Origin of the sequence: Janthinobacterium lyxosi, from assembly GCF_051380665.1 — a bacterium.
Lineage (GTDB): Bacteria > Pseudomonadota > Gammaproteobacteria > Burkholderiales > Burkholderiaceae_D > Janthinobacterium.
In genome coordinates this window covers 43,422-62,030 of record NZ_JBNYXM010000018.1, presented here as the reverse complement: position 1 = coordinate 62,030, position 18,609 = coordinate 43,422, and the positions used below count along the sequence as shown (strand labels likewise).

At 61.4% G+C, this 18,609-nt stretch carries 16 protein-coding genes; 14 read left to right on the top strand and 2 right to left on the bottom strand.

The features are described 5' to 3' along the window. The first annotated feature begins 251 nt into the window (after nucleotides 1-251). The 14 genes from pstS (at nucleotide 252) to ACQ4WP_RS19185 (ending at nucleotide 14,638) form a co-directional block, all read left to right on the top strand. Complete coding sequence (gene pstS / locus ACQ4WP_RS19250; protein ID WP_436523406.1) at nucleotides 252-1,286, top strand: phosphate ABC transporter substrate-binding protein PstS; 1,035 nt, start codon at nucleotides 252-254, stop codon at nucleotides 1,284-1,286. Between the two features lie 227 nt (nucleotides 1,287-1,513). Next, nucleotides 1,514-2,485, top strand: a complete 972-nt coding sequence (gene pstC / locus ACQ4WP_RS19245) for a phosphate ABC transporter permease subunit PstC (RefSeq protein ID WP_436523467.1) — start codon at nucleotides 1,514-1,516, stop codon at nucleotides 2,483-2,485. After that, nucleotides 2,482-3,378 carry a phosphate ABC transporter permease PstA gene (gene pstA / locus ACQ4WP_RS19240; protein ID WP_436523404.1) on the top strand — a complete coding sequence of 299 codons (897 nt, stop codon included), beginning with the start codon at nucleotides 2,482-2,484 and terminating at the stop codon, nucleotides 3,376-3,378. The genes pstC and pstA overlap by 4 nt, the downstream gene beginning before the upstream one ends. A gap of 38 nt (nucleotides 3,379-3,416) precedes the next feature. Continuing rightward, the gene (gene pstB, locus ACQ4WP_RS19235; protein ID WP_426072267.1) at nucleotides 3,417-4,199 is read left to right on the top strand and encodes a phosphate ABC transporter ATP-binding protein PstB; all 783 of its coding nucleotides are present in this window, start codon (nucleotides 3,417-3,419) and stop codon (nucleotides 4,197-4,199) included. Nucleotides 4,200-4,248: 49 nt separating this feature from the next. After that, nucleotides 4,249-4,959, top strand: a complete 711-nt coding sequence (phoU, locus tag ACQ4WP_RS19230) for a phosphate signaling complex protein PhoU (RefSeq protein WP_034778131.1) — start codon at nucleotides 4,249-4,251, stop codon at nucleotides 4,957-4,959. A gap of 5 nt (nucleotides 4,960-4,964) precedes the next feature. Continuing rightward, complete coding sequence (locus ACQ4WP_RS19225) at nucleotides 4,965-5,654, top strand: response regulator (RefSeq protein ID WP_034755074.1); 690 nt, start codon at nucleotides 4,965-4,967, stop codon at nucleotides 5,652-5,654. An 11-nt stretch (nucleotides 5,655-5,665) separates the two neighbouring features. Beyond that, nucleotides 5,666-6,982 carry a phosphate regulon sensor histidine kinase PhoR gene (phoR, locus tag ACQ4WP_RS19220; RefSeq protein ID WP_436523401.1) on the top strand — a complete coding sequence of 439 codons (1,317 nt, stop codon included), beginning with the start codon at nucleotides 5,666-5,668 and terminating at the stop codon, nucleotides 6,980-6,982. Between the two features lie 75 nt (nucleotides 6,983-7,057). Next, a complete protein-coding gene (gene senA / locus ACQ4WP_RS19215) occupies nucleotides 7,058-8,254 on the top strand; it encodes a selenoneine synthase SenA (RefSeq protein ID WP_436523399.1) in 1,197 nt (398 codons plus the stop codon). Nucleotides 8,255-8,293: 39 nt separating this feature from the next. Then, nucleotides 8,294-10,240: a UvrD-helicase domain-containing protein gene (locus ACQ4WP_RS19210; protein WP_436523397.1), complete on the top strand. Its 1,947-nt coding sequence runs from the start codon at nucleotides 8,294-8,296 to the stop codon at nucleotides 10,238-10,240. Between the two features lie 96 nt (nucleotides 10,241-10,336). Continuing rightward, a complete protein-coding gene (locus ACQ4WP_RS19205; protein WP_436523395.1) occupies nucleotides 10,337-11,251 on the top strand; it encodes an NAD-dependent epimerase/dehydratase family protein in 915 nt (304 codons plus the stop codon). A gap of 381 nt (nucleotides 11,252-11,632) precedes the next feature. Then, the gene (locus tag ACQ4WP_RS19200; RefSeq protein ID WP_243420173.1) at nucleotides 11,633-12,016 is read left to right on the top strand and encodes a LiaF transmembrane domain-containing protein; all 384 of its coding nucleotides are present in this window, start codon (nucleotides 11,633-11,635) and stop codon (nucleotides 12,014-12,016) included. Beyond that, nucleotides 12,006-12,815 (top strand): LiaI-LiaF-like domain-containing protein, encoded by an 810-nt coding sequence (locus ACQ4WP_RS19195; RefSeq protein WP_436523393.1) that lies wholly within the window; start codon nucleotides 12,006-12,008, stop codon nucleotides 12,813-12,815. The genes ACQ4WP_RS19200 and ACQ4WP_RS19195 overlap by 11 nt, the downstream gene beginning before the upstream one ends. A 6-nt stretch (nucleotides 12,816-12,821) precedes the next feature. Then, a complete protein-coding gene (locus ACQ4WP_RS19190; RefSeq protein WP_436523391.1) occupies nucleotides 12,822-13,898 on the top strand; it encodes a sensor histidine kinase in 1,077 nt (358 codons plus the stop codon). 11 nt (nucleotides 13,899-13,909) lie between these two features. Next, nucleotides 13,910-14,638 (top strand): LytR/AlgR family response regulator transcription factor, encoded by a 729-nt coding sequence (locus tag ACQ4WP_RS19185; protein ID WP_436523465.1) that lies wholly within the window; start codon nucleotides 13,910-13,912, stop codon nucleotides 14,636-14,638. Here the strand turns inward: ACQ4WP_RS19185 and ACQ4WP_RS19180 are convergent. Both ACQ4WP_RS19180 and ACQ4WP_RS19175 read right to left on the bottom strand, forming a co-directional pair. After that, nucleotides 14,624-16,879: an ATP-dependent DNA helicase gene (locus ACQ4WP_RS19180; protein WP_436523389.1), complete on the bottom strand. Its 2,256-nt coding sequence runs from the start codon at nucleotides 16,877-16,879 to the stop codon at nucleotides 14,624-14,626. The two genes, ACQ4WP_RS19185 and ACQ4WP_RS19180, sit on opposite strands and share 15 nt — an antisense overlap. Further along, complete coding sequence (locus tag ACQ4WP_RS19175; protein ID WP_436523387.1) at nucleotides 16,876-18,525, bottom strand: VRR-NUC domain-containing protein; 1,650 nt, start codon at nucleotides 18,523-18,525, stop codon at nucleotides 16,876-16,878. The genes ACQ4WP_RS19180 and ACQ4WP_RS19175 overlap by 4 nt, the downstream gene beginning before the upstream one ends. Between the last annotated feature and the right edge of the window lie 84 nt (nucleotides 18,526-18,609).

Genomic DNA, 18,609 nt, shown 5'->3' with positions numbered 1-18,609 from the left:
TATTTCATCATGTATGACGCGTTGTGAGTGTAATCATGAAATATGACGTAAGCGTGACATAAGCTGTCATAAAGCGTCGCCCGTCCTGTCATTTTTTACGCCGAAAAGGGCAATCCTCGGGGCGTAGCCAATTATTTCAGGAATTTTCACCCATGTCATAAAGCTGTCATATTCGCTTGCTAGACTGCGCAGCATTCAACCGGGACTTTGAGCCCTAACAACCCTGAGGACTTGATATGCAAATGAAGCAAATGTTCAAATTTATCGTCGTGGGTGCTTCGGCAGCGATGGCATTTTCTTCCGCTTCCGTCATGGCGGCAGATATGACAGGTGCTGGTGCAACCTTCCCGTACCCGATCTACGCCAAATGGGCCGAGACGTACAAAGCCAATACCGGCAACGGCCTGAACTACCAGTCCGTCGGTTCCGGCGCTGGCATCAAGCAAATCAAGGCCAAGACTGTTGAATTCGGCGCCTCGGACATGCCTTTGAAGGCAGAAGAGCTGGAAGAAGCAGGCCTGATGCAGTTCCCTGCCATCATGGGCGGCGTGGTCACCATCGTCAACCTGGACGGCGTGACCCCAGGCCAGCTGAAGATGACGGGCAAGGTCGTTGGCGACATCTACCTGGGCAAGATCACCAAGTGGAGCGCTCCTGAAATCGCCGCATTGAACACGGGAGTCAAGCTGCCGGACACGGAAATCACCGTGGTACACCGCGCAGACGGTTCGGGCACGTCCTTTCTGTTCACCGACTTCCTGTCGAAAACCAACCCGGAATTCAAATCGAAAATCGGTGCTGGCTCGGCTGTGAAATGGGCTGTCGGCGTAGGCGGCAAGGGTAACGAAGGCGTCGCCGCCAACGTACAGCGTATCAAGGGTTCGATCGGCTACGTCGAGTGGGCTTACGCCAAGAAAAACAAGATGTCGCACACCCAGCTGCAAAACAAGGACGGCAACTTCCTGCAACCTGACGACGAAAACTTCAAGGCAGCAGCCGCTTCGGCACCTTGGACGCAAACCCCAGGCTTCGGCGTGGTCCTGACCGACCAGGCTGGCAAGAACAGCTGGCCTATCACCGGCGTGTCGTTCATCCTGATGCACAAAGTCCAGGCTGACGCAGCCAAGGCAAAAGAAGTCCTGAAATTCTTCGACTGGGCTTACAAGAACGGTGGCGCCGCCGCTGTTGAACTGGACTACGTGCCGATGCCAGCATCGGTCGTGAAACTGGTGCAGGAATCGTGGAAAGCCAACCTGAAAGACGCATCGGGCAAAGCCATCTATTAATTCGATAGCTTGACCATGTAAGTACTGCGCTATCCTTGCCCCCCCGCCAGCAGCACGGTGGGGCAGGGAGTTAGCCAGGACCGCCCGCAAGCCTTTGCAGGCGGTCCTGGCTAAAAAAGCAAGATAAAACAAGAGTTCAAAACAGCAATACCGGCAGTACCACCCACATCTGGCACAATATGAGCGCACAATCTACCTCCTCCACGATCCCCATGCCAGGCGGCACCATGACCGATTCCATCAGTCACGCGCAAATGCTTTCCACCATGCGCAAGCAGCGCTTCCAGGATTTCATGTTCCACAAGGTGACGATGCTGTTCGCCCTGTCGGTGCTGATCGTCCTGGTAGGCATCATCATTTCGCTGATCATGGAATCGATACCGGCTTTCAAGACCTTCGGCCTGCATTTCATCGTGTCGGCAGAATGGGACCCCGTCAATGACCAGTACGGCGCCCTGATCCCCATCATCGGTACCCTGGTGACGTCGGTAATTGCCCTGCTGATCGCCTTTCCCGTCAGCTTCGGCATCGCCCTGTTCCTTACGGAAATCTGCCCGGCCTGGCTGCGCCGCCCGCTGGGCACGGCTGTCGAGCTGCTGGCCGGCGTGCCATCGATCATCTATGGCATCTGGGGCCTGTTCGTGTTTGCTCCCCTGTTTGCCGACCACGTCCAGCCCATCCTGAAAGCCACCCTGGGCAACGTGCCCGTCATCGGCCAGCTGTTCAGCGGCCCCATGATGGGCATCGGCTTGCTGACGGCCGGCCTGGTGCTGGCCATCATGATCATCCCCTTCATCGCTTCCGTGATGCGCGACGTGTTTGAAATCGTCCCCGCCGTGCTGAAGGAATCGGCCTACGGCCTGGGCTGCACGCGCTGGGAAGTGGTGCGCAAGATCGTCTTGCCTTACACCAAGACCGGCGTCGTCGGTGGCGTCATGCTGGGCCTGGGCCGCGCGCTGGGCGAAACCATGGCCGTCACCTTCGTCATCGGTAACGCCAACAAGCTGTCTTGGTCGCTGTTTGCCGCCGGTAACAGCATCACCTCGCTGCTGGCGAATGAATTCGGCGAAGCGCAATCCGAGCTGCATGTGTCCTCGCTGTTCTCGCTGGCCTTGATCCTGTTTGTCATCACCTTTATCGTCTTATCCGCCGCCAAGCTGATGCTGGCTGGCATGTCCCGCAAGGAAGGCACGAAATGAGCCAGCTCAGCCAAGTTAGCACCCACGACGCTCCGGCCAAGCCGGCCATGAACCCCGTCTACCGCAAGCGCCTGTTGATGCACCGCATCGGCATCGCCCTGTCGGTGGCCGCCATGGCCCTGGGCCTGGCCGTGCTGGTATGGATACTGTTCACCCTGATCATCAAGGGTTTCGGTGCCTTGTCCGTCGACCTGTTCACGCAAACGACGCCGGCCCCCGGCAGCGAAGGCGGCGGCCTGATCAATGCCATCGTCGGCAGCGCCCTGATGGTGGGCCTGGCCACCATGGTGAGCACTCCGATCGGCATCCTGGCCGGCATCTACCTGGCCGAATACGGCGAAGAAAACAAGCTGGCGCAAGTGACGCGCTTCGTCACCGACATCATGTTGTCGGCGCCATCGATCGTCATCGGCCTGTTCGTGTATGCGCTGTATGTTTCCCAGGTAAAACATTTTTCAGGTTATGCAGGCGCCATCGCCCTGTCGCTGATCGCCGTGCCGGTGGTGGTGCGCACGACGGACAACATGCTGCGCCTGGTGCCGAACAGCCTGCTCGAAGCCGCCTTTGCCCTGGGTGCGCCGCGCTGGAAGGTCGCCACCCTGGTGCGCTTGCGCGCCGTCAAGGCTGGCGTCATCACCGGCGTGCTGCTGGCATTGGCCCGTATCGCCGGCGAAACGGCGCCGCTGCTGTTCACGGCCCTGAATAATCAGTTCCAAAGCTTCAACATGAATGCGCCGATGGCCAACTTGCCGTCCGTCATCGCATCGTTTGCGATGAGCCCGTACGACAACTGGCGCTCGCTGGCCTGGGGTGGTGCACTGCTGATCACCTTCAGCGTGCTGGCCTTGAATATCCTGTCGCGCACCGTGTTCAGCCAAAAAGTCCCTAATTAAACAGATATCGAGCGAAGCGAACCCATATGAATACGCAAATGAATCCAGCCCAAGACTTGGCACCAAAGAAAAAAACCATCGAAATTTCGGGCCTGAACTTTTTTTACGGCAAAACGCAAAGCTTGCATAACGTCAACCTGGACATCCACGAAAAGAAGGTCACGGCTTTCATCGGCCCGTCCGGTTGCGGTAAATCAACCCTGCTGCGCACCTTGAACCGCATGTACGACCTGTACCCGGGCCAGCGCGCGGAAGGCTCGATCCTGTACCGCGGCCGTAACGTGCTCGACGCCGACCAGGACGTCAACATGCTGCGCGCCAAGGTTGGCATGGTGTTCCAGAAGCCGACGCCGTTCCCCATGTCCGTGTACGACAATATCGCCTTCGGCGTGCGCCTGTATGAAGACATGTCGAAGGGCGAGATGGACGAGCGCGTGGAATGGGCCTTGAAAAAAGCCGCGCTGTGGGGCGAAGTCAAGGATAAACTCTCGAAGAGCGGCCTGTCGCTGTCGGGTGGCCAGCAGCAGCGTTTGTGCATCGCGCGCGGCGTGGCCGTGAAGCCGGACGTCTTGCTGCTCGATGAGCCGACCTCGGCGCTGGACCCGATCTCGACGTCGAAAGTGGAAGAGCTGATCAGCGAACTGAAACAGGATTACACGATCGCCATCGTGACGCACAATATGCAGCAGGCGGCGCGTTGTTCCGACTACACGGCCTATATGTACCTGGGCGAGCTGGTGGAATTCGGCGAAACGGATCAGATTTTCATGAATCCGGCACGCAAGGAAACGCAGGATTACATCACGGGCCGCTTCGGCTGATCCACCCGCATAGCTATATATACAAGACAACTGAATACGGAGAGACGGCATGATAGGCGAACATTCATCCAAGCAATACGACAACGAACTCGAAGCGATCCGCTCGAAAGTGCTCCTGATGGGCGGCATCGTTGAAACCCAGTTCCTCGACGCGATGACGTGCTTTCGCATCGGCAACCCGGAACGCGCCGACCGCGTGATGCGCGAAGACGACGTCGTCAACCAGCTGGAAGTGTCACTGGACGACGCCTGTAGCCATCTGATCGTGCGCCGCCAGCCGGCCGCCAACGATTTGCGCACCATCATGGCCACCATCAAGGTGATTACCGACCTCGAACGCGTAGGCGACGAGGCGACCAAAATCGCCCGCGTGGCGAAGAATCTGCACAAGCGGGGCAACGGCGTCGTCAACCATTACGAGATGGTGCGTGGCATTGCCAATACGGCCACCGACATGCTGCACGACGCGCTGGACGCGTTTGCCCGCAACGATGGCAAGCAGGCCTTACAATTAATTGCACAAGATGCCATCATCGACCATGAATTTCGGTCTATCATGCGCAACTTGATCACCTTTATGATGGAAGATCCGCGCACGATTTCGGCGGCGCTCGATACCCTGTGGGTGGCCAAGGCCATCGAACGGATCGGCGACCATGCGAAAAACATCGCCGAATACGTGATTTACGTGGTTGAAGGCAAGGACATCCGCCATACCAAGGTGGCTGCTCCCGCCATTTCCGAGGAGCTCCCTGAGTAAGCTTTATGGCATCTGATAAAACCACAGTATTGATTGTTGAAGATGAACCGGCCATCGTTGAACTGGTGACCTATTCGCTGCGCGAATCCGGCTGGAATTGCTGTTCCGTACAAAACGTTGCCGATGCCTGGGAATTTATCCAGCACCGCACGCCGCATCTGATTCTGCTGGACTGGATGTTGCCGGACCAGACGGGCTTGCGTCTGCTGTCGCGCATCCGCGCCGACCGCAATTTCGCCGCCATCCCCGTCATCATGCTCACCGCCAAAAGCATGGAAGAAGACAAGCTGGCCGGCCTGAACAGCGGGGCCGACGATTACGTCACCAAGCCGTTCTCGCCACGCGAGCTGCTGGCGCGCGCCAAAGCGCTGTTGCGACGCAAGAGTCCGGAGCACGCGCAGGCGCCCATGCGCGCCGGCAACGTGGCGCTGGACCCCGTCAGCTGCACCGTGATGATGGATGAGCAGAAGATCGACATCGGCCATGCCGAATACAAGCTGCTGAAATTCCTGCTGGCGCATCCGGAACGCGTGTTTTCGCGCAGCCAGCTGCTCGACAAGGTGTGGGGCGACCATGTGGTGATCGAAGAACGCACGGTCGATGTCCACGTATTGCGCTTGCGCAAAGCCTTGAAAGAGGCGGAAAGCCTGATCAAGACCGTACGCAGCGTCGGCTACATGTTGTCTGAAAAGTAAAGCTGGCCTCTATGAATCCGAAATTGCTGTTCTGGGTGCCGGCCGCCTTGCGCATGGTGCTGGCGCTGCTGGGCGTTGCCGTCGTCTGGTATCTGTTTGGCGCCACGTATGCGCTGGGCATCGCCTTCGTGCTGATGGCCATGATGGTGTTCGTGCAGCTGTCGTACCTGTTCCAGCTGAGTAACTGGCTGGACAATCCGCAAAGCGCCAAGCTGCCCGACGGCTGGGGCGCCTGGACCAGCATCTTCGCGCGCCTGTACCGCATGCGCCGCGACGACGAGAAAAACCAGGCCGAGCTGACGGAATGGCTGGCGCGTTTCCGCCAGGCCATGCACCTGTTGCCGGACGGCGTCGTCATCATGGACGATGTGCTATTCCTCGAATGGTGCAATCCGGCCGCCGAGAAACACCTGGGGCTCACGCACGAGCGCGACAAGGGCATGCGCGTGACCAATTTGATCCGCAGCCCCGAGTTCATGGATTACATCATCCTTGGCCGCTACGACCAGCCGCTGACGATCACCTTCCGCAACCGCAAGCTGATCGTGCAAATCATCCCGTTTGAAAACCGCCGCCAGATTCTCGTCACGCACGACGTGACGGAGACGGAACGCATCGAAATGATGCGCCGCGACTTCATCGCCAACGCCTCGCACGAACTGCGCACGCCGCTGACGGTCATCGTCGGTTTCCTGGAAATCGCCTCTGCCGAGCTGGACCTGGATGCCGCCACGCGCGCCGCCCACCTCAAGCTGATGACGGAGCAGGGCCACCGCATGCAGCATTTGATCGAAGACATGCTGACCCTGTCGCGCCTGGAATCGGTCGACTATCCGCTGCGTCCCGAGCCGGTGGATGTCAAAAAGCTCATGCAGCAAGTCTTGCGCGACGCCAAGGGCTTGTCGGCCGGCAAGCACGAGATCAAGATGGAATGCAACGGCCCGGACGTGCTGGGCAGCTACGACGAGCTGTACAGCGCCTTCGGCAACCTGGCTTCGAACGCCGTGCGCTATACGCCGGCCGGTGGCGCCATCACCCTGCGCTGGCAGGATGGCCCGGCCGGACCGCAATTCATTGCGCAAGATACGGGCATCGGCATCAGCCCCGAGCATATCTCGCGCCTGACGGAACGTTTCTACCGCGTCGACAAGAGCCGTTCGCGCGAAACCCAGGGTACGGGCCTGGGCCTGGCCATCGTCAAGCACGTGCTGCTGCGCCATGGGGGGACTTTGGCCATCCAGTCCGTGGCCGACAAGGGCAGCAGCTTCATCGTCAGCATGCCCAAGTCCGTCGTCACGCCGCTGCAGGGCGAGCTGCTGGTCAAGTAGTCCGGGGGAGGGCAGTGCCCTCCCTGTTTCCTCGGCGACTGGTGAAATGTTGGCATAAGTCGTTACAATCAGGCCATGACTTTAATTAACACTTCTTTTCGCCACGCCGGCGCGCAGCAACTGGCCCAGTCGCTGCAGGCTGCGCGCCAGGACACCCTGTCCCTGTTCGACTGTTATGTCAGTGCCGGCCTGGACGTGGTGGCGGGCCTGCCCCGCCATCCGCGCCTCAATCCGCCCTTATGGCAACTCGCGCACATCGCCTGGTTTGCCGAGTGGTACATCCTGCGCGAAGCCGCTTCCAGCCATCCGGCCGACGCCATCTACAATTCCCTGCTGACACGCGGCGACGACTTGTTCGACGCCAACATGGTCGAGCACCGCGCGCGCTGGAAGTTGGAATTGCCCAGCCCGGGTGCCGTGAAAACGTATTGCCACGAAGTACTCGACCGGGTGCTGGACAAGCTGTCGCGCGAAGCCAATGTCGACAGCGCCCTGGCGCCGTACCGGCTGGCGCTGGCGCATGAGGATTTGTGCGGCGAGGAAATGCTGGCCGGCTTGCAATGGCTGGGCCTGGAAGCCCCCGAGTCCTTGGCCGCCAGTCCCGCCTTGCCGGCAGCGGCGGGGGAGATCGCTTTTCCTGGCGCCAGCATCGAACTGGGCTCGCCGCGCGGGGCCGGGTTTGTCTTCGACAATGAATCGCCACCCTATAGCTGCTATGTGCCGCCGTTTTCCATCGATGCTTGCGCCGTATCGAACGCCCAGTTTGCCGATTTTGTCGCCGATGGCGGCTACCAGAACCGCCAGTTCTGGAGCGCGGCCGGCAGCGCCTGGCTGATGCAGCAGGAGCGCTCGTCGCCTTTGTACTGGCTGCGCGAAGCGACGCAGTGGCGCACCATGCGTTTCGGCCAGCGCACGACCTTGCCGCCGAATGAAGCCGTGCGCCATGTCAACCTGTATGAAGCGCAAGCGTATTGCGCCTGGGCGGGACGGCGCCTGGCGACCGAGGCGGAATGGGAGTATGCTGCGCTGTCCGGCCATCCGCGCTTTCACTGGGGCCAGGTGTGGGAGTGGACGGCGACGCCGTTCGAGCCGTATCCGGGCTTTGCGCCCGATGCCTGGCGCGAATACTCGGTGCCATATTTCATGCAGCACCAGGTGCTGCGTGGCGCCGCCTTCGCCACGTCGCCGCGCCTGCATTCGGCCCGCATGCGCGCCTTTCACGCGCCTGAGCGCGGCGACATCTTTGCCGGCCTGCGCACCTGCGCCTGCTAAGTCCGAGACAGCCAGCTGCTACCCTTTTCAGGAATTCTTTTGAGTACAGATAACGCCCCGCAGTTCATTCCCAAACGCATCACGCCCACGCCGGAGCAGGTCGCCATCCAGACGTCGCAAAAGAAAGTGGTCTTGATCGATGCCAATGCCGGCGCCGCCAAGACGACGACCCTGGCCCTGCGCCTGGCCGAGGCGCTGCACCGTGGCCGCGCGCCCGAGCGCATGCTGGCGCTGGTCTTCACGGAGGCGGCGCGCGTGGCCCTGCGCCAGCGCCTGCTGGAAGTGGGCGTGCCGCTCGGTGTCGTCAAGCGCCTCGTCATCGACACCTTCGACGCCTTTGCCGCCAAGGTGCTGTTGCAGCTGGAAAACATGCAGGTGGCATCCATGCGCAGCGATGAAGAGCTGCGCCCGGTGGCCTGGGAAGCATTGGAAGTGGTCTCCGAGAAATATGCTGACCGTTATCCGCTGGAAATCAATACGACCAACGGGGCGATTGCCGAATTCCTGAAATTGCAATTGCGCACCAAGGCGCGTCTGGATTTTCAAAATCCTGACTTTGAGAGCAACTCGCTGGACGATAACCTGGAAATGCTGGGCATGTCGCGCACGCATTATCTGTGGCTGCGCGAATATGAAGGCTTGCGCGGCGCCGACACGGGCGATATCCAGTTCCGCGCACCGTTCGACGCCACCTACGACCTGGTGCGCATGCTCGATGGCGACGAGCCGCTGCGCCAGCAATTGCCGGCCTTCCAGATCATCGTGGCCGATGAATTGCACGATTTGAACGAAGCGTCGTTCCGCCTGCTGACCATGCTGATACGCCGTGGCAACGCGTTTTTCTGCGGCGCCGGCGACAAGGATCAAGTGATCTACACGTGGTCGGGCGCCGACCACCGCTTTTTGCGCCAGCGCTTCGAGCAGGAATTCCCCACCTTGCAGCGCTTGCCGCTGACGGCATCCTACCGCTACGGCCCGCAACTGGCGCAGGCCGTGGGCGTGCTGAAAAACAAGGCCAGCGTGTCGGCCCTGTCGCGCGCCACCCACATCGAGCTGCTGGAGTACGACCATACGCAGCCGCAAGCGTGCAGCGCCCAGCTGATCGCCGCACTCGAACACGCGCATGCGGGCACGACGGCCATTTTGCTGCGCGACCGCGACCAGGCCATCCGCGTGGAAACGGCGCTATTCCAGAGCGGCATCGCGTATGGCCTGGTGGACATGAACAGTTATCTGCTGAGCCTGGAAGTGCTGATGCTGCGCGGCATGGTGGCCATTGCCCGTAAGGATTTGCATGCGATCAAGAGCGGCCCGCGCCGCGGCGAGATCCTCGAAGCCCTGGTGGCGTTTGCGGAAATCCCGTTTACGCGCGGTGAGCTCCAGCAAGCCAAGGCCGACGTGGCCAATTACCCTGACTTGCTGGAAGGCTTTTTGACGAACCAGCTGGCCAAGTCGCACAACCAGGCCAAGGCGGCGTTGACCCAGGCCGCCGTCGATTACCTGCGCGCGCTGCCCCCCGATGCCCTGGCGGGCGACGCCCTGCAGCACATCTTTGGCCTGATGCAGCTGGAACAGACGGCGCGCCGCATCTATGTCGACCCGGCACAGGCGCGGGTCGTGGCCCGTTCCCTGCACGGTTTTATTGCCGTATGCAGCGAAGCGGGCGTGGCACTGGGCGGCTTTGCCGGCTGGCTGGGCGAGATGGAAGAGGCCGTGACGGTCGCGACCGGCAAGGCCAGACTGGTCATCGCCTGCATCGACCAGATCAAGGGCCTCGAGTACAACCACGTGATTTTGCCTTACCTGGCCGTCGATGAGTTCCCGCGCAGCAAGACTGACCCGCTGGAAGAGGAAAACCGTTTTTATGTGGCCGCCACGCGCGCGCGCGACAGGCTCACCTTGCTCACGCCGCAAGACCCCGCCTACCGGAGCCGCTACATCGCCGCCCTGCAGCTGAAAAGCAAGATTGTTGCGCCCAAGTCATAGATCTTTTGCCGTGTAGCTGCTTTTTGTGAAAGACGAAAGCGGGCATACTTTGTTCATGTGATCGCAATCGATCTGAACCAACAAAGGAGGAACGGCATGAAGGTATTCTTGACAGGCGCGGCAGGTTTCATCGGTAGTTCCATCGCGGCGGGCCTCGTGCGCGCCGGTCATCAGGTCACGGGCCTGGTGCGCAAACCGGAACAGGTGGCCGAGCTGGCCAAGGTCGGCGTGTTGGGTGTGCCGGGCGATTTGAACGACCGCGAATTGCTCATCGAACAGGCGCAGGCGGCAGACGCTGTCATCAATGCGGCCAACAGCGACCACCGGGGCGCCGTGGAAGCCATCCTTGAAGCGCTGGCCGGCACCAACAAAGTGTTCCTGCACACGAGCGGCTCGTCCATCGTGGGCGATGCCTCGGGCGGCGAGGGGACGGAACAGATTTATGACGAAGACAAGTTGCCGGCGCCCACGGCCGACAAGGCGGCACGGGTCGCCATCGATGACTTGGTACTGGCCAGTGCAAACAAGGGCATACGCGCCAGCGTGCTGTGCAACACCCTGATCTACGGCCACGGCGCCTTGCCGCGCGACAGCGTGCAATTGCCCCGTTTGCTCAAGCAGGCGCGCAAGAGCGGCATCGTGCGCCACGTGGGTCCTGGCCGCAACATCTGGTCGAACGTGCATATCGACGATGTCGTCAGCCTGTATTTGCTGGCGCTGGAAAAGTCGCCCGCCGGCACGTTTTACTTTGTCGAGTCGGGCGAAGCGGCCTTCCGCGACATGACGGCCGCCATCGCCCAGGCATTGCAGCTGGAGCCTGCGCGGGATTGGCCGCTGCCCGAGGCGATTGCCGAATGGGGCTACGAAATGGCTTCCTACGGCCTCGGCTCCAACAGCCGCGTGCGCGGCGCAAGGGCGCGCACCTTGCTGGGTTGGCAGCCTCAGGGGCCATCGGTGCTGGCATGGATCCGGAATGACATGCTGCAGCCGCCGCAGGCCAACGCCGTTTGATGCAGCTCAGCAAAACCGCATCAGTGTGCGCTAGCGAACGGTGCTGTATGGCGATCAGGAGTATCATGGCTTTGCTTGGTTGAGACGCACTGCCGTGAAGTGGGCGGCATGTTCGATCTTCCAGCAGGTCAGCCGGTCGCCTCAAGGATCGGCACCAGATTTCCGCTGCCGGCGCGTTGGCGCATGCGGCTGTGCACTGCAACTCCAGGTCGCGGTGTGTACTGCGAACCCCTTCACGGCCGGCTCTAGCCGGTCTTTTTTTGTCTGTCGTTTCTGCCCTTGCGCCATTCACCGCCACCTGTCCGCCATTCGCCGAAGCGGTGTTTTCGCGCGCCCGAAATCCGCGTATCTTTACGATCAACCAACTCAAAGGGGGGGGCCGTGAAACCTGAACCAGCTTATTGCCGCCGTACCCAGCTGCTGTGGGGCGTGCTGCTGATCGCCATCGGCGCCGTCATCCTGCTGGACCGGCTCGATGTGATCTATCTCCACGATTACTATGCACTATGGCATTATTGGCCGCTGATACTGGTCGTCTTCGGCCTGAACAAGCTGCTTACGCCTGTGTCCGCCAAGCAGGTGCTGAGTGGACTGTGGCTGATCTTTTTCGCTGCCTGGTGGTATGTGTCGTATGAAGAACTGTGGAACTTGAATTTTTATAACAGCTGGCCGGCCCTGCTGATCGCCTGGGGCGTGGGCCTCGTGCTGGAACCGCTGCTGAACAAACATTTTATTGCCTATCGGGAGTCCGAGCATGAAAAATAAACCGCCGCTGCACTCGCCATCGCAGATCGTGCTGGGCGTCATCGTCATCGGCCTGGGGCTGTTGTTCCTGCTCGATAATCTCGGCTTCATCAATGTGCGCTACACCTTCCGCTTCTGGCCCACGGCGCTGATCGTGTTTGGCTTGCTGAAACTGTCGCAAAGCCGCAGCGCGAACGGCTATTTACTGGGCGGCATGCTGGTGCTGCTGGGCGTGGTCTGGACGCTCAAGCACATGGGCATCTTCTACCTGAACTGGGACTTGCTGTGGCCCTTGCTGATCATCGGCCTGGGCGTGGCCGTGGTGTCGAAGTCCTTGCCCGGCGCGCAGCAACGCCAGCGGCGCCGGCGCTTTGCCGCACAGCAAGACAGCACTGCACAGCCTGATTCGTTTGGCCAGGCCAGGAATGGCGCCGTTTCCCTGGACAAGGAAGGCGTGGCGGCAGCGCCCGGCGCAGACGGGCAGGCGGACGATGACAGCATCATCGAAGTGACGGCCATCCTGGGCGGCTATGTGCGACGCGTGTCGTCGCAGCGCTTCAGGGGCGGCGATATCAATGTCATCATGGCCGGCTGCGAAATCGACTTGCGCCAGGCATCGATGGAAGGCGAGGCCGTGCTCAACGTGTTTGCCCTGTGCGGCGGCGTCACCATCAAGATTCCGCCCGACTGGAGCGTGGTGCTGCAGGGCACGCCCATCCTGGGCGGCTTCGAAGAAAAGACCATCGTACCGCCGAACCAGAACAAGCGTTTGTACGTGACGGGCTACGCCATCATGGGCGGCCTGGAAATCCGCAACTAGGCGCGCATGTCCGGGCCCTTGTCGAAGCGGCGTGGCGCCGTAGTGGTGTTCCTGGTCTGCATCGCGCTGGGCCTGGCCCTGGCCTTCATCCTGGCCAGGGTGGCCCATGCGCCCTGGCTCAACGCCGTCTTGCTGGTGGTGCCCGCCACGCTCGTGTATGCGATCGGTTCGGGTTTTTCCGCGTTTTACCTGTGCCGCGCCTATCCCTTGCACGCCCGCCATCCGCTCGCCATTGCCAGCGTGATGGGTGTGGCGGCCCTGTTTGCGGGCTTGCTGTGGGCCACCTTGCTGCAATTTTTGAACAGCGTCAGTCTGTTGCTGGAGCTGCGCTGGCTGGGCGTGAACCTGACGCAATCGCTGCTGGCCCTGTTCTTCGGCCTGGGCGTGCTGCTGTATTGCCTGGCTGCCGCCGTGCATTATCTGTTGCTGGAATTCGTGCGTGCCAGGATGGCCGAGCAGCGGGGCCTGGAAGCGCAGCTGATGGCGCAGGAAGCGCAACTGCGCATGCTGCGCACGCAGATCGATCCGCATTTCCTGTTCAACAGCCTGAACTCCATCAGCGCCTTGACGTCCATCGATGCGGCGGGCGCGCGCCAGATGACGGTGCAGCTGGCCAGTTTCTTTCGCCAGAGCCTGAGCCTGGAAGCGCACAAGCACATCACCCTGCAAGAGGAACTGGTGCTGATCCGCCACTTTCTCGCCATCGAGCAAGTGCGTTTCGGCGCGCGTCTGCAAGTGGCTGTAGCCATCGACGCCGCCGCGCTGGCCTGCCTGCTGCCACCCATGCTGATACAGCCGCTGGTGGAAAATGCCGTCAAGCATGGTATCTGCGGCTTGACGGAGGGTGGCCTGATCGCCATCGAGGCCAGGCGCGCAGGCAGCCTGTTGCAGATTACCGTGCGCAATCCGGTTGATGCGGATCAAAGGCCGGAGCGCGGCAATGGCGTGGGCCTGGAGAATGTGCGCCAGCGCCTGGCCGGCGCCTATGGCCACGAGGCCAGCGTGCACTGGGGCCGGCGCGACGGCCATTTCGAGGTGATGATTTCCATGCCGGCGCAGACCGGCGACACGGAGGAAGCATGATGCAGGCAAAAATGCGGGTAGCCATCGTCGACGATGAATTGCTGGCACGCAGCGTGCTACGCGAATACCTGGCGCGCCATGACGATATCGACATCGTAGCCGAGTGCGCCAACGGCTTCGAGGCCGTCAAGGCCATCGCGGACCTGGAACCGGAACTGGTGTTTCTCGACATCCAGATGCCGCGCCTGGACGGCTTCGAGGTGGCGGAGCTGATCGGCGCGAAGACAAAGCTGATCTTTGTCACTGCCTACGACCAGCATGCCTTGAAAGCATTTGAATGCCATGCCCTGGACTATCTGCTGAAACCGTTCAGCGAACAGCGCTTCGAGCAGGCGCTGGCCCATGCGCGCGCCAACCGCAGCACGCCCGAGACTGTGCTGACGGTGGCGCGCGAGGCGGCTACGCGCGCAGCGCCCCTGGACCGCGTGCTGATACGCGACGGCGCCAAGGTCCACGTCATCGCCAGCGCGCGCATCGACTACATCGAGGCGCAGGACGATTACATCAGCATCCGTTCCGAAGGCAAGTCCTACCTGAAAAGCCAGAGACTGGCGGAGCTGGAAGCCCAGCTCGATCCCGCCAAGTTCCTGCGCGTGCACCGGTCGTATCTGCTTAATATCGACGGCATCCGCCGTATCGAGGCGGCCACCAAAGACAGTCACGTGGCCATCCTGCGCGATGACACGAGGATACCCGTGAGCAAGGCGGGCTACCAGAAGCTGAAATTACTGGTTGGCTAGTTGCACATTCCACCAGGTGGGCAAGAGTTGCCGGATTTCCGGGCGCGAAAAACGGTCGTCGATCAGATACACGACACCCTTGTCCGACTGCGTGCGGATGACCCTGCCGGCGGCCTGCACCACCTTTTGCATGCCCGGATACAAATAGGTGTAGTCGTAGCCGGCGCCGAAGATGTCGCCCATGCGCTGGCGGATCTGTTCGTTGACGGGATTGATCTGCGGCAAACCGAGGGTGGCGATGAAGGCGCCGATCAGGCGCGCACCGGGCAAGTCGATGCCTTCGCCGAAGGCCCCGCCCAGCACGGCAAAGCCGATGCCGCGCGTCTCCAGGCCGAAGCGGCCCAGGAATTGTGCGCGGGCACCATCATCCATGCGGCGCGGCTGCTGCCAGATGGGCACGTCGGGATAATGCTGGGCAAACAGGGTGGCCGTCTTTTCCATGTAGTCGAAGCTGCTGAAAAAGGCCAGGTAGTTGCCCGGCGTTTCTGCGTACTGGCGCGCCATCAGCTGGGCGATGGGCAGCAGCGAGGCGGCGCGGTGCTGGTAGCGCGTGGAAATGGTGTCGGCCACGCGCACGGCCAGCTGTTCCGCCTGGAACGGCGATTCCACGTCGACCCAGGCCGTGTCGGCCGGCATGCCCAGGGTGTCGCTGTAATAATTCCACGGACTCAGGGTGGCGGAAAACAGGGCCGTGCTATGGCTGGCGGCGAAGCGTTCCTTGAGGAATGGGGCAGGGACGATGTTGCGGATGCACACGGTGGTACCCGTGCCTGTTTTGCTGACATCGAACAGCGAATGCGCGCCGAAACTCTCTGCCAGGCGGTTGATCAGCAGCACGTCGAAATAAAAGCGCTGCAAGTCTTCGTCCAGCGCCCCCGCTTGCTCGGCCAGGTAGTCGCCGATGGCCGTGGCCACGCCTTGCAGCGCGCCAAAGAATTTGTCCGGCAAGGCAGGATGCACGTGGTAGTCGCCATCCTGTTCCTTGAGCAGGGCCGTCCACTGGCGCGAGAGGCGGTCCAGCGGCTTTTTCAAGGCTTCGGGCGCGAACTTGCGCAGCATTTTCAAGTCGATCTGTGCCAGTTCGGCCGAATACATGCTGCGCGCGCGCGACACCATATTGTGCGCTTCGTCGACCAGCACATTGACTTTCCAGTCGTGGGCCAGGGTCATGCCGTACAGCATGGCGCTGAGGTCGAAGTAATAATTGTAGTCGCCGATGACGACATCGCTCCAGCGTGCCAGCTCCATGCCCAGGTAGTAGGGGCAGATACCCTGCTGCAAGGCGATGGCGCGCACGGCCTCCTTGTCCAGGATCAAGCCGCTGGCCAGCGCCACTTCACGTGCCAGCGGCAAGCGGTTATAAAAACCCTTGGCCAGCGGACACGATTCACCGTGACAAGCTTTGTCCGGATGTTCGCAGGCGCTGGTCTTGGCGCTCAGTTCCAGCACGCGCAGGGGCAGCAGGGGCGCGCTATCCTTCAGGATGGCGCAGGCGTCGAGCGCCATCTGGCGTCCCGGCACCTTGGCGGCCAGGAAAAACAGTTTATCCAGGCCATGCGCGGCGGTGGCTTTCAACATGGGAAACAGGCTGCCCACCGTCTTGCCGATGCCTGTGGGCGCCTGCGCCAGCAAGCCGCAGCCGCGGCTGCTGGCCTTGTACATGGCCTCTGCCAGTTGGCGCTGGCCCGGACGGAAGTTGGCATGGGGAAAGGCCATGGCCGTCAGTTGCGCGTCGCGGCTGGCCCGGTGCGCCATTTCCTGCTCGGCCCAGTCGAGGAACAGTGCGCAATGCTGTTCGAAGAAAAGGCGCAGTGCCTCGGCCGTGCATTCCTCGTGCATCACGGTTTCCTTCTGGCTGGCGATGTCGAAATACACGAGCGCCACGCGCAGCATGGGCAAGTTCAGCTGCTGGCACAGCAAGTGGCCGTAGATGCGCGCCTGCGCCCAATGCAACTGGCGGTGGTTGGCGGGCATGGCATCCAGGTCGCCCCGGTAGGTCTTGATTTCTTCCAGCTGGCGGCGTGCGGGGTCGTAGCCATCGGCGCGGCCCCGTACATGCAGGGGGCCGAAGTTGCCGCACAGGCTGATTTCGCGCTGGTAATCGTCGTCGCGCCGGCCGGTGACGGTGGCGTGGCCGGCCATGCCTTCCTGCGCCGTGGGCGAGGGCGTGAAACGCAAGTCCAGGTCGCCCACCTTGGCGGTGAATTCGCACAGGGCGCGCACGGCGATCGTGTACTTCACGCGGCCTCCCACTGCAGGTAGCACACGCTGACGGGCATGGCGTGCTCGGCGCAATACGCGATCCAGCGCAGCTGGTTGTCTTGCAGGCGGTCGCCCGGACCCTTGACTTCGATCATGCGGTAGCGCTGCTCTGCCGGCCAGAATTGGATTAAATCAGGCAAGCCGCTGCGGTTGCTTTTGATATCGAGCAAGATGCGTTCAAACGCCTTTTTCAGGTGGCCGGCCGGGATGCAGGCCAGCGCCAGGTCCAGCAAGCCGCCGTCCAGCACCTCCCAACTGACGAAGGGCGAGACGATGCCCTGCTTGGCGGCAAGCGTGGTGCGTATCGTCGCTTGATATGTGCCGTCGTCCAGCTGCGCCAGGCAGGCGGCAAAGTCCAGGCTGCGGCGCTGGTAAAAATCGGCGCTGTGCAAGTCGGCCGGGCCACGGTGGAACGGGTGGAAGAAGGCGCCTGGCATGGCCTTGAAGATGGCGGGCCAGCACAGCAGGCCGAACAGCGAGTTGATCAGGGTGTTTTCCACGTAATACACGGGCGCGTCATCCTGCATCAGATGTTGCTGCACCACGCCTTCCACGTAGCACGCTTGTTCAGGATACGGCAGCAGCAGCTCGATGCGCTCCACGGTGGCGGGGGCGCTGGCCGCCTGTTTTGCGTGGCCCAGCTTGCGCCGCAAACGGGGCGCCATGCGCAGCAGCAATTGCTGTTCCGCTTCGCTTTCCGGCGCGGCCAGGGCGAACGTCAGGCGTTCGTAGGCCGCTTGCGGCTGTTCATCTTTTTCCAGTACGCGGATGGCACGGCCCCGGGCGCCCGGATAGCGGCAATCGGCATAGGCGCGGTAGGCGGCCGGCCAGTCCTGACATTTCTCCAGATGCTGGGCGATCTGGAAGCGCAGCTTGTCGCGCCGACTGGTCAGCCAGGTATTGTCCTGGGACAAAGGTAGCGCAGCCAGTTCCTGCAGCACTTCGTCCGCCGGCGCGCTGTCGTTGTAGCGTTCGCGGCACTGGTGCAGCACTTCATAGTGCTCGATATCCTGGCGCGTGCGAAAGCCGCGCGATTGCGGCGAGAATTCCACTTTTTCGTAGTGATACACACCGAGGTCGGACAGCACGAATTCCGACCAGTCCTGGTGATAGTTGCCAAAGTAAATCAGGCGCAGGCGGTCGCACAGGGGTTGCAGGCCGATGCGGTACAGCACATCGGTGCAGGCCGGATGCCATGCGGAAAACGGTTTCTCGTCCGTATGCTGTTCGCGCAAGGCGTCCAATTGCTCCGCCTTGCGCGCCGCCTTCAGGGGCGCGGCGAGGCGGAAGGCCTGGACGATTTCCCCTTTCAGCAGTTGCTCGAACAATGCATCGAGCGAGATGGCAGGATCGGCTACCACCCAGCCCGTGGCCAGCAAGGGCAGGGCGGCCGCGCGCGTGTCGCCGATTTCAGGGTAATTGAGCTTGCTGGCGCGAAACAGACAGCCTTTGCGCATGACCAGGCGCACGAACAGGGCACGCGACGGCTGCGGCAGCGCGCCGAATGCGGCGATGAATTGCGTTTCCTCAAGACTCAGCAGATCGGCGTAACGCGCGCCTATCCAGCTCAGCACATCCTGGAAATTATCCAGATAATACAGGGGATTTTCCAGGACTCTCAGCATGGTGATGGCAATAAGGCAAGATGCAAGGTGATAGGTTTTACTGTGTTTATATACAGTTTAAACCTTCATCCGTCGCTTGCCCAG

What these genes read in the sequence shown, in the direction of transcription:
- pstS (WP_436523406.1), top strand. Translation starts at nt 252, where the DNA reads ATGTTCAAATTTATCGTCGTGGGTGCTTCGGCAGCGATGGCATTTTCT.
- pstC (WP_436523467.1), top strand. Translation starts at nt 1,514, where the DNA reads ATGACCGATTCCATCAGTCACGCGCAAATGCTTTCCACCATGCGCAAG.
- pstA (WP_436523404.1), top strand. Translation starts at nt 2,482, where the DNA reads ATGAGCCAGCTCAGCCAAGTTAGCACCCACGACGCTCCGGCCAAGCCG.
- pstB (WP_426072267.1), top strand. Translation starts at nt 3,417, where the DNA reads ATGAATCCAGCCCAAGACTTGGCACCAAAGAAAAAAACCATCGAAATT.
- phoU (WP_034778131.1), top strand. Translation starts at nt 4,249, where the DNA reads ATGATAGGCGAACATTCATCCAAGCAATACGACAACGAACTCGAAGCG.
- ACQ4WP_RS19225 (WP_034755074.1), top strand. Translation starts at nt 4,965, where the DNA reads ATGGCATCTGATAAAACCACAGTATTGATTGTTGAAGATGAACCGGCC.
- phoR (WP_436523401.1), top strand. Translation starts at nt 5,666, where the DNA reads ATGAATCCGAAATTGCTGTTCTGGGTGCCGGCCGCCTTGCGCATGGTG.
- senA (WP_436523399.1), top strand. Translation starts at nt 7,058, where the DNA reads ATGACTTTAATTAACACTTCTTTTCGCCACGCCGGCGCGCAGCAACTG.
- ACQ4WP_RS19205 (WP_436523395.1), top strand. Translation starts at nt 10,337, where the DNA reads ATGAAGGTATTCTTGACAGGCGCGGCAGGTTTCATCGGTAGTTCCATC.
- ACQ4WP_RS19195 (WP_436523393.1), top strand. Translation starts at nt 12,006, where the DNA reads ATGAAAAATAAACCGCCGCTGCACTCGCCATCGCAGATCGTGCTGGGC.
- ACQ4WP_RS19190 (WP_436523391.1), top strand. Translation starts at nt 12,822, where the DNA reads ATGTCCGGGCCCTTGTCGAAGCGGCGTGGCGCCGTAGTGGTGTTCCTG.
- ACQ4WP_RS19185 (WP_436523465.1), top strand. Translation starts at nt 13,910, where the DNA reads ATGCGGGTAGCCATCGTCGACGATGAATTGCTGGCACGCAGCGTGCTA.
- ACQ4WP_RS19175 (WP_436523387.1), bottom strand. Translation starts at nt 18,525, where the DNA reads ATGCTGAGAGTCCTGGAAAATCCCCTGTATTATCTGGATAATTTCCAG.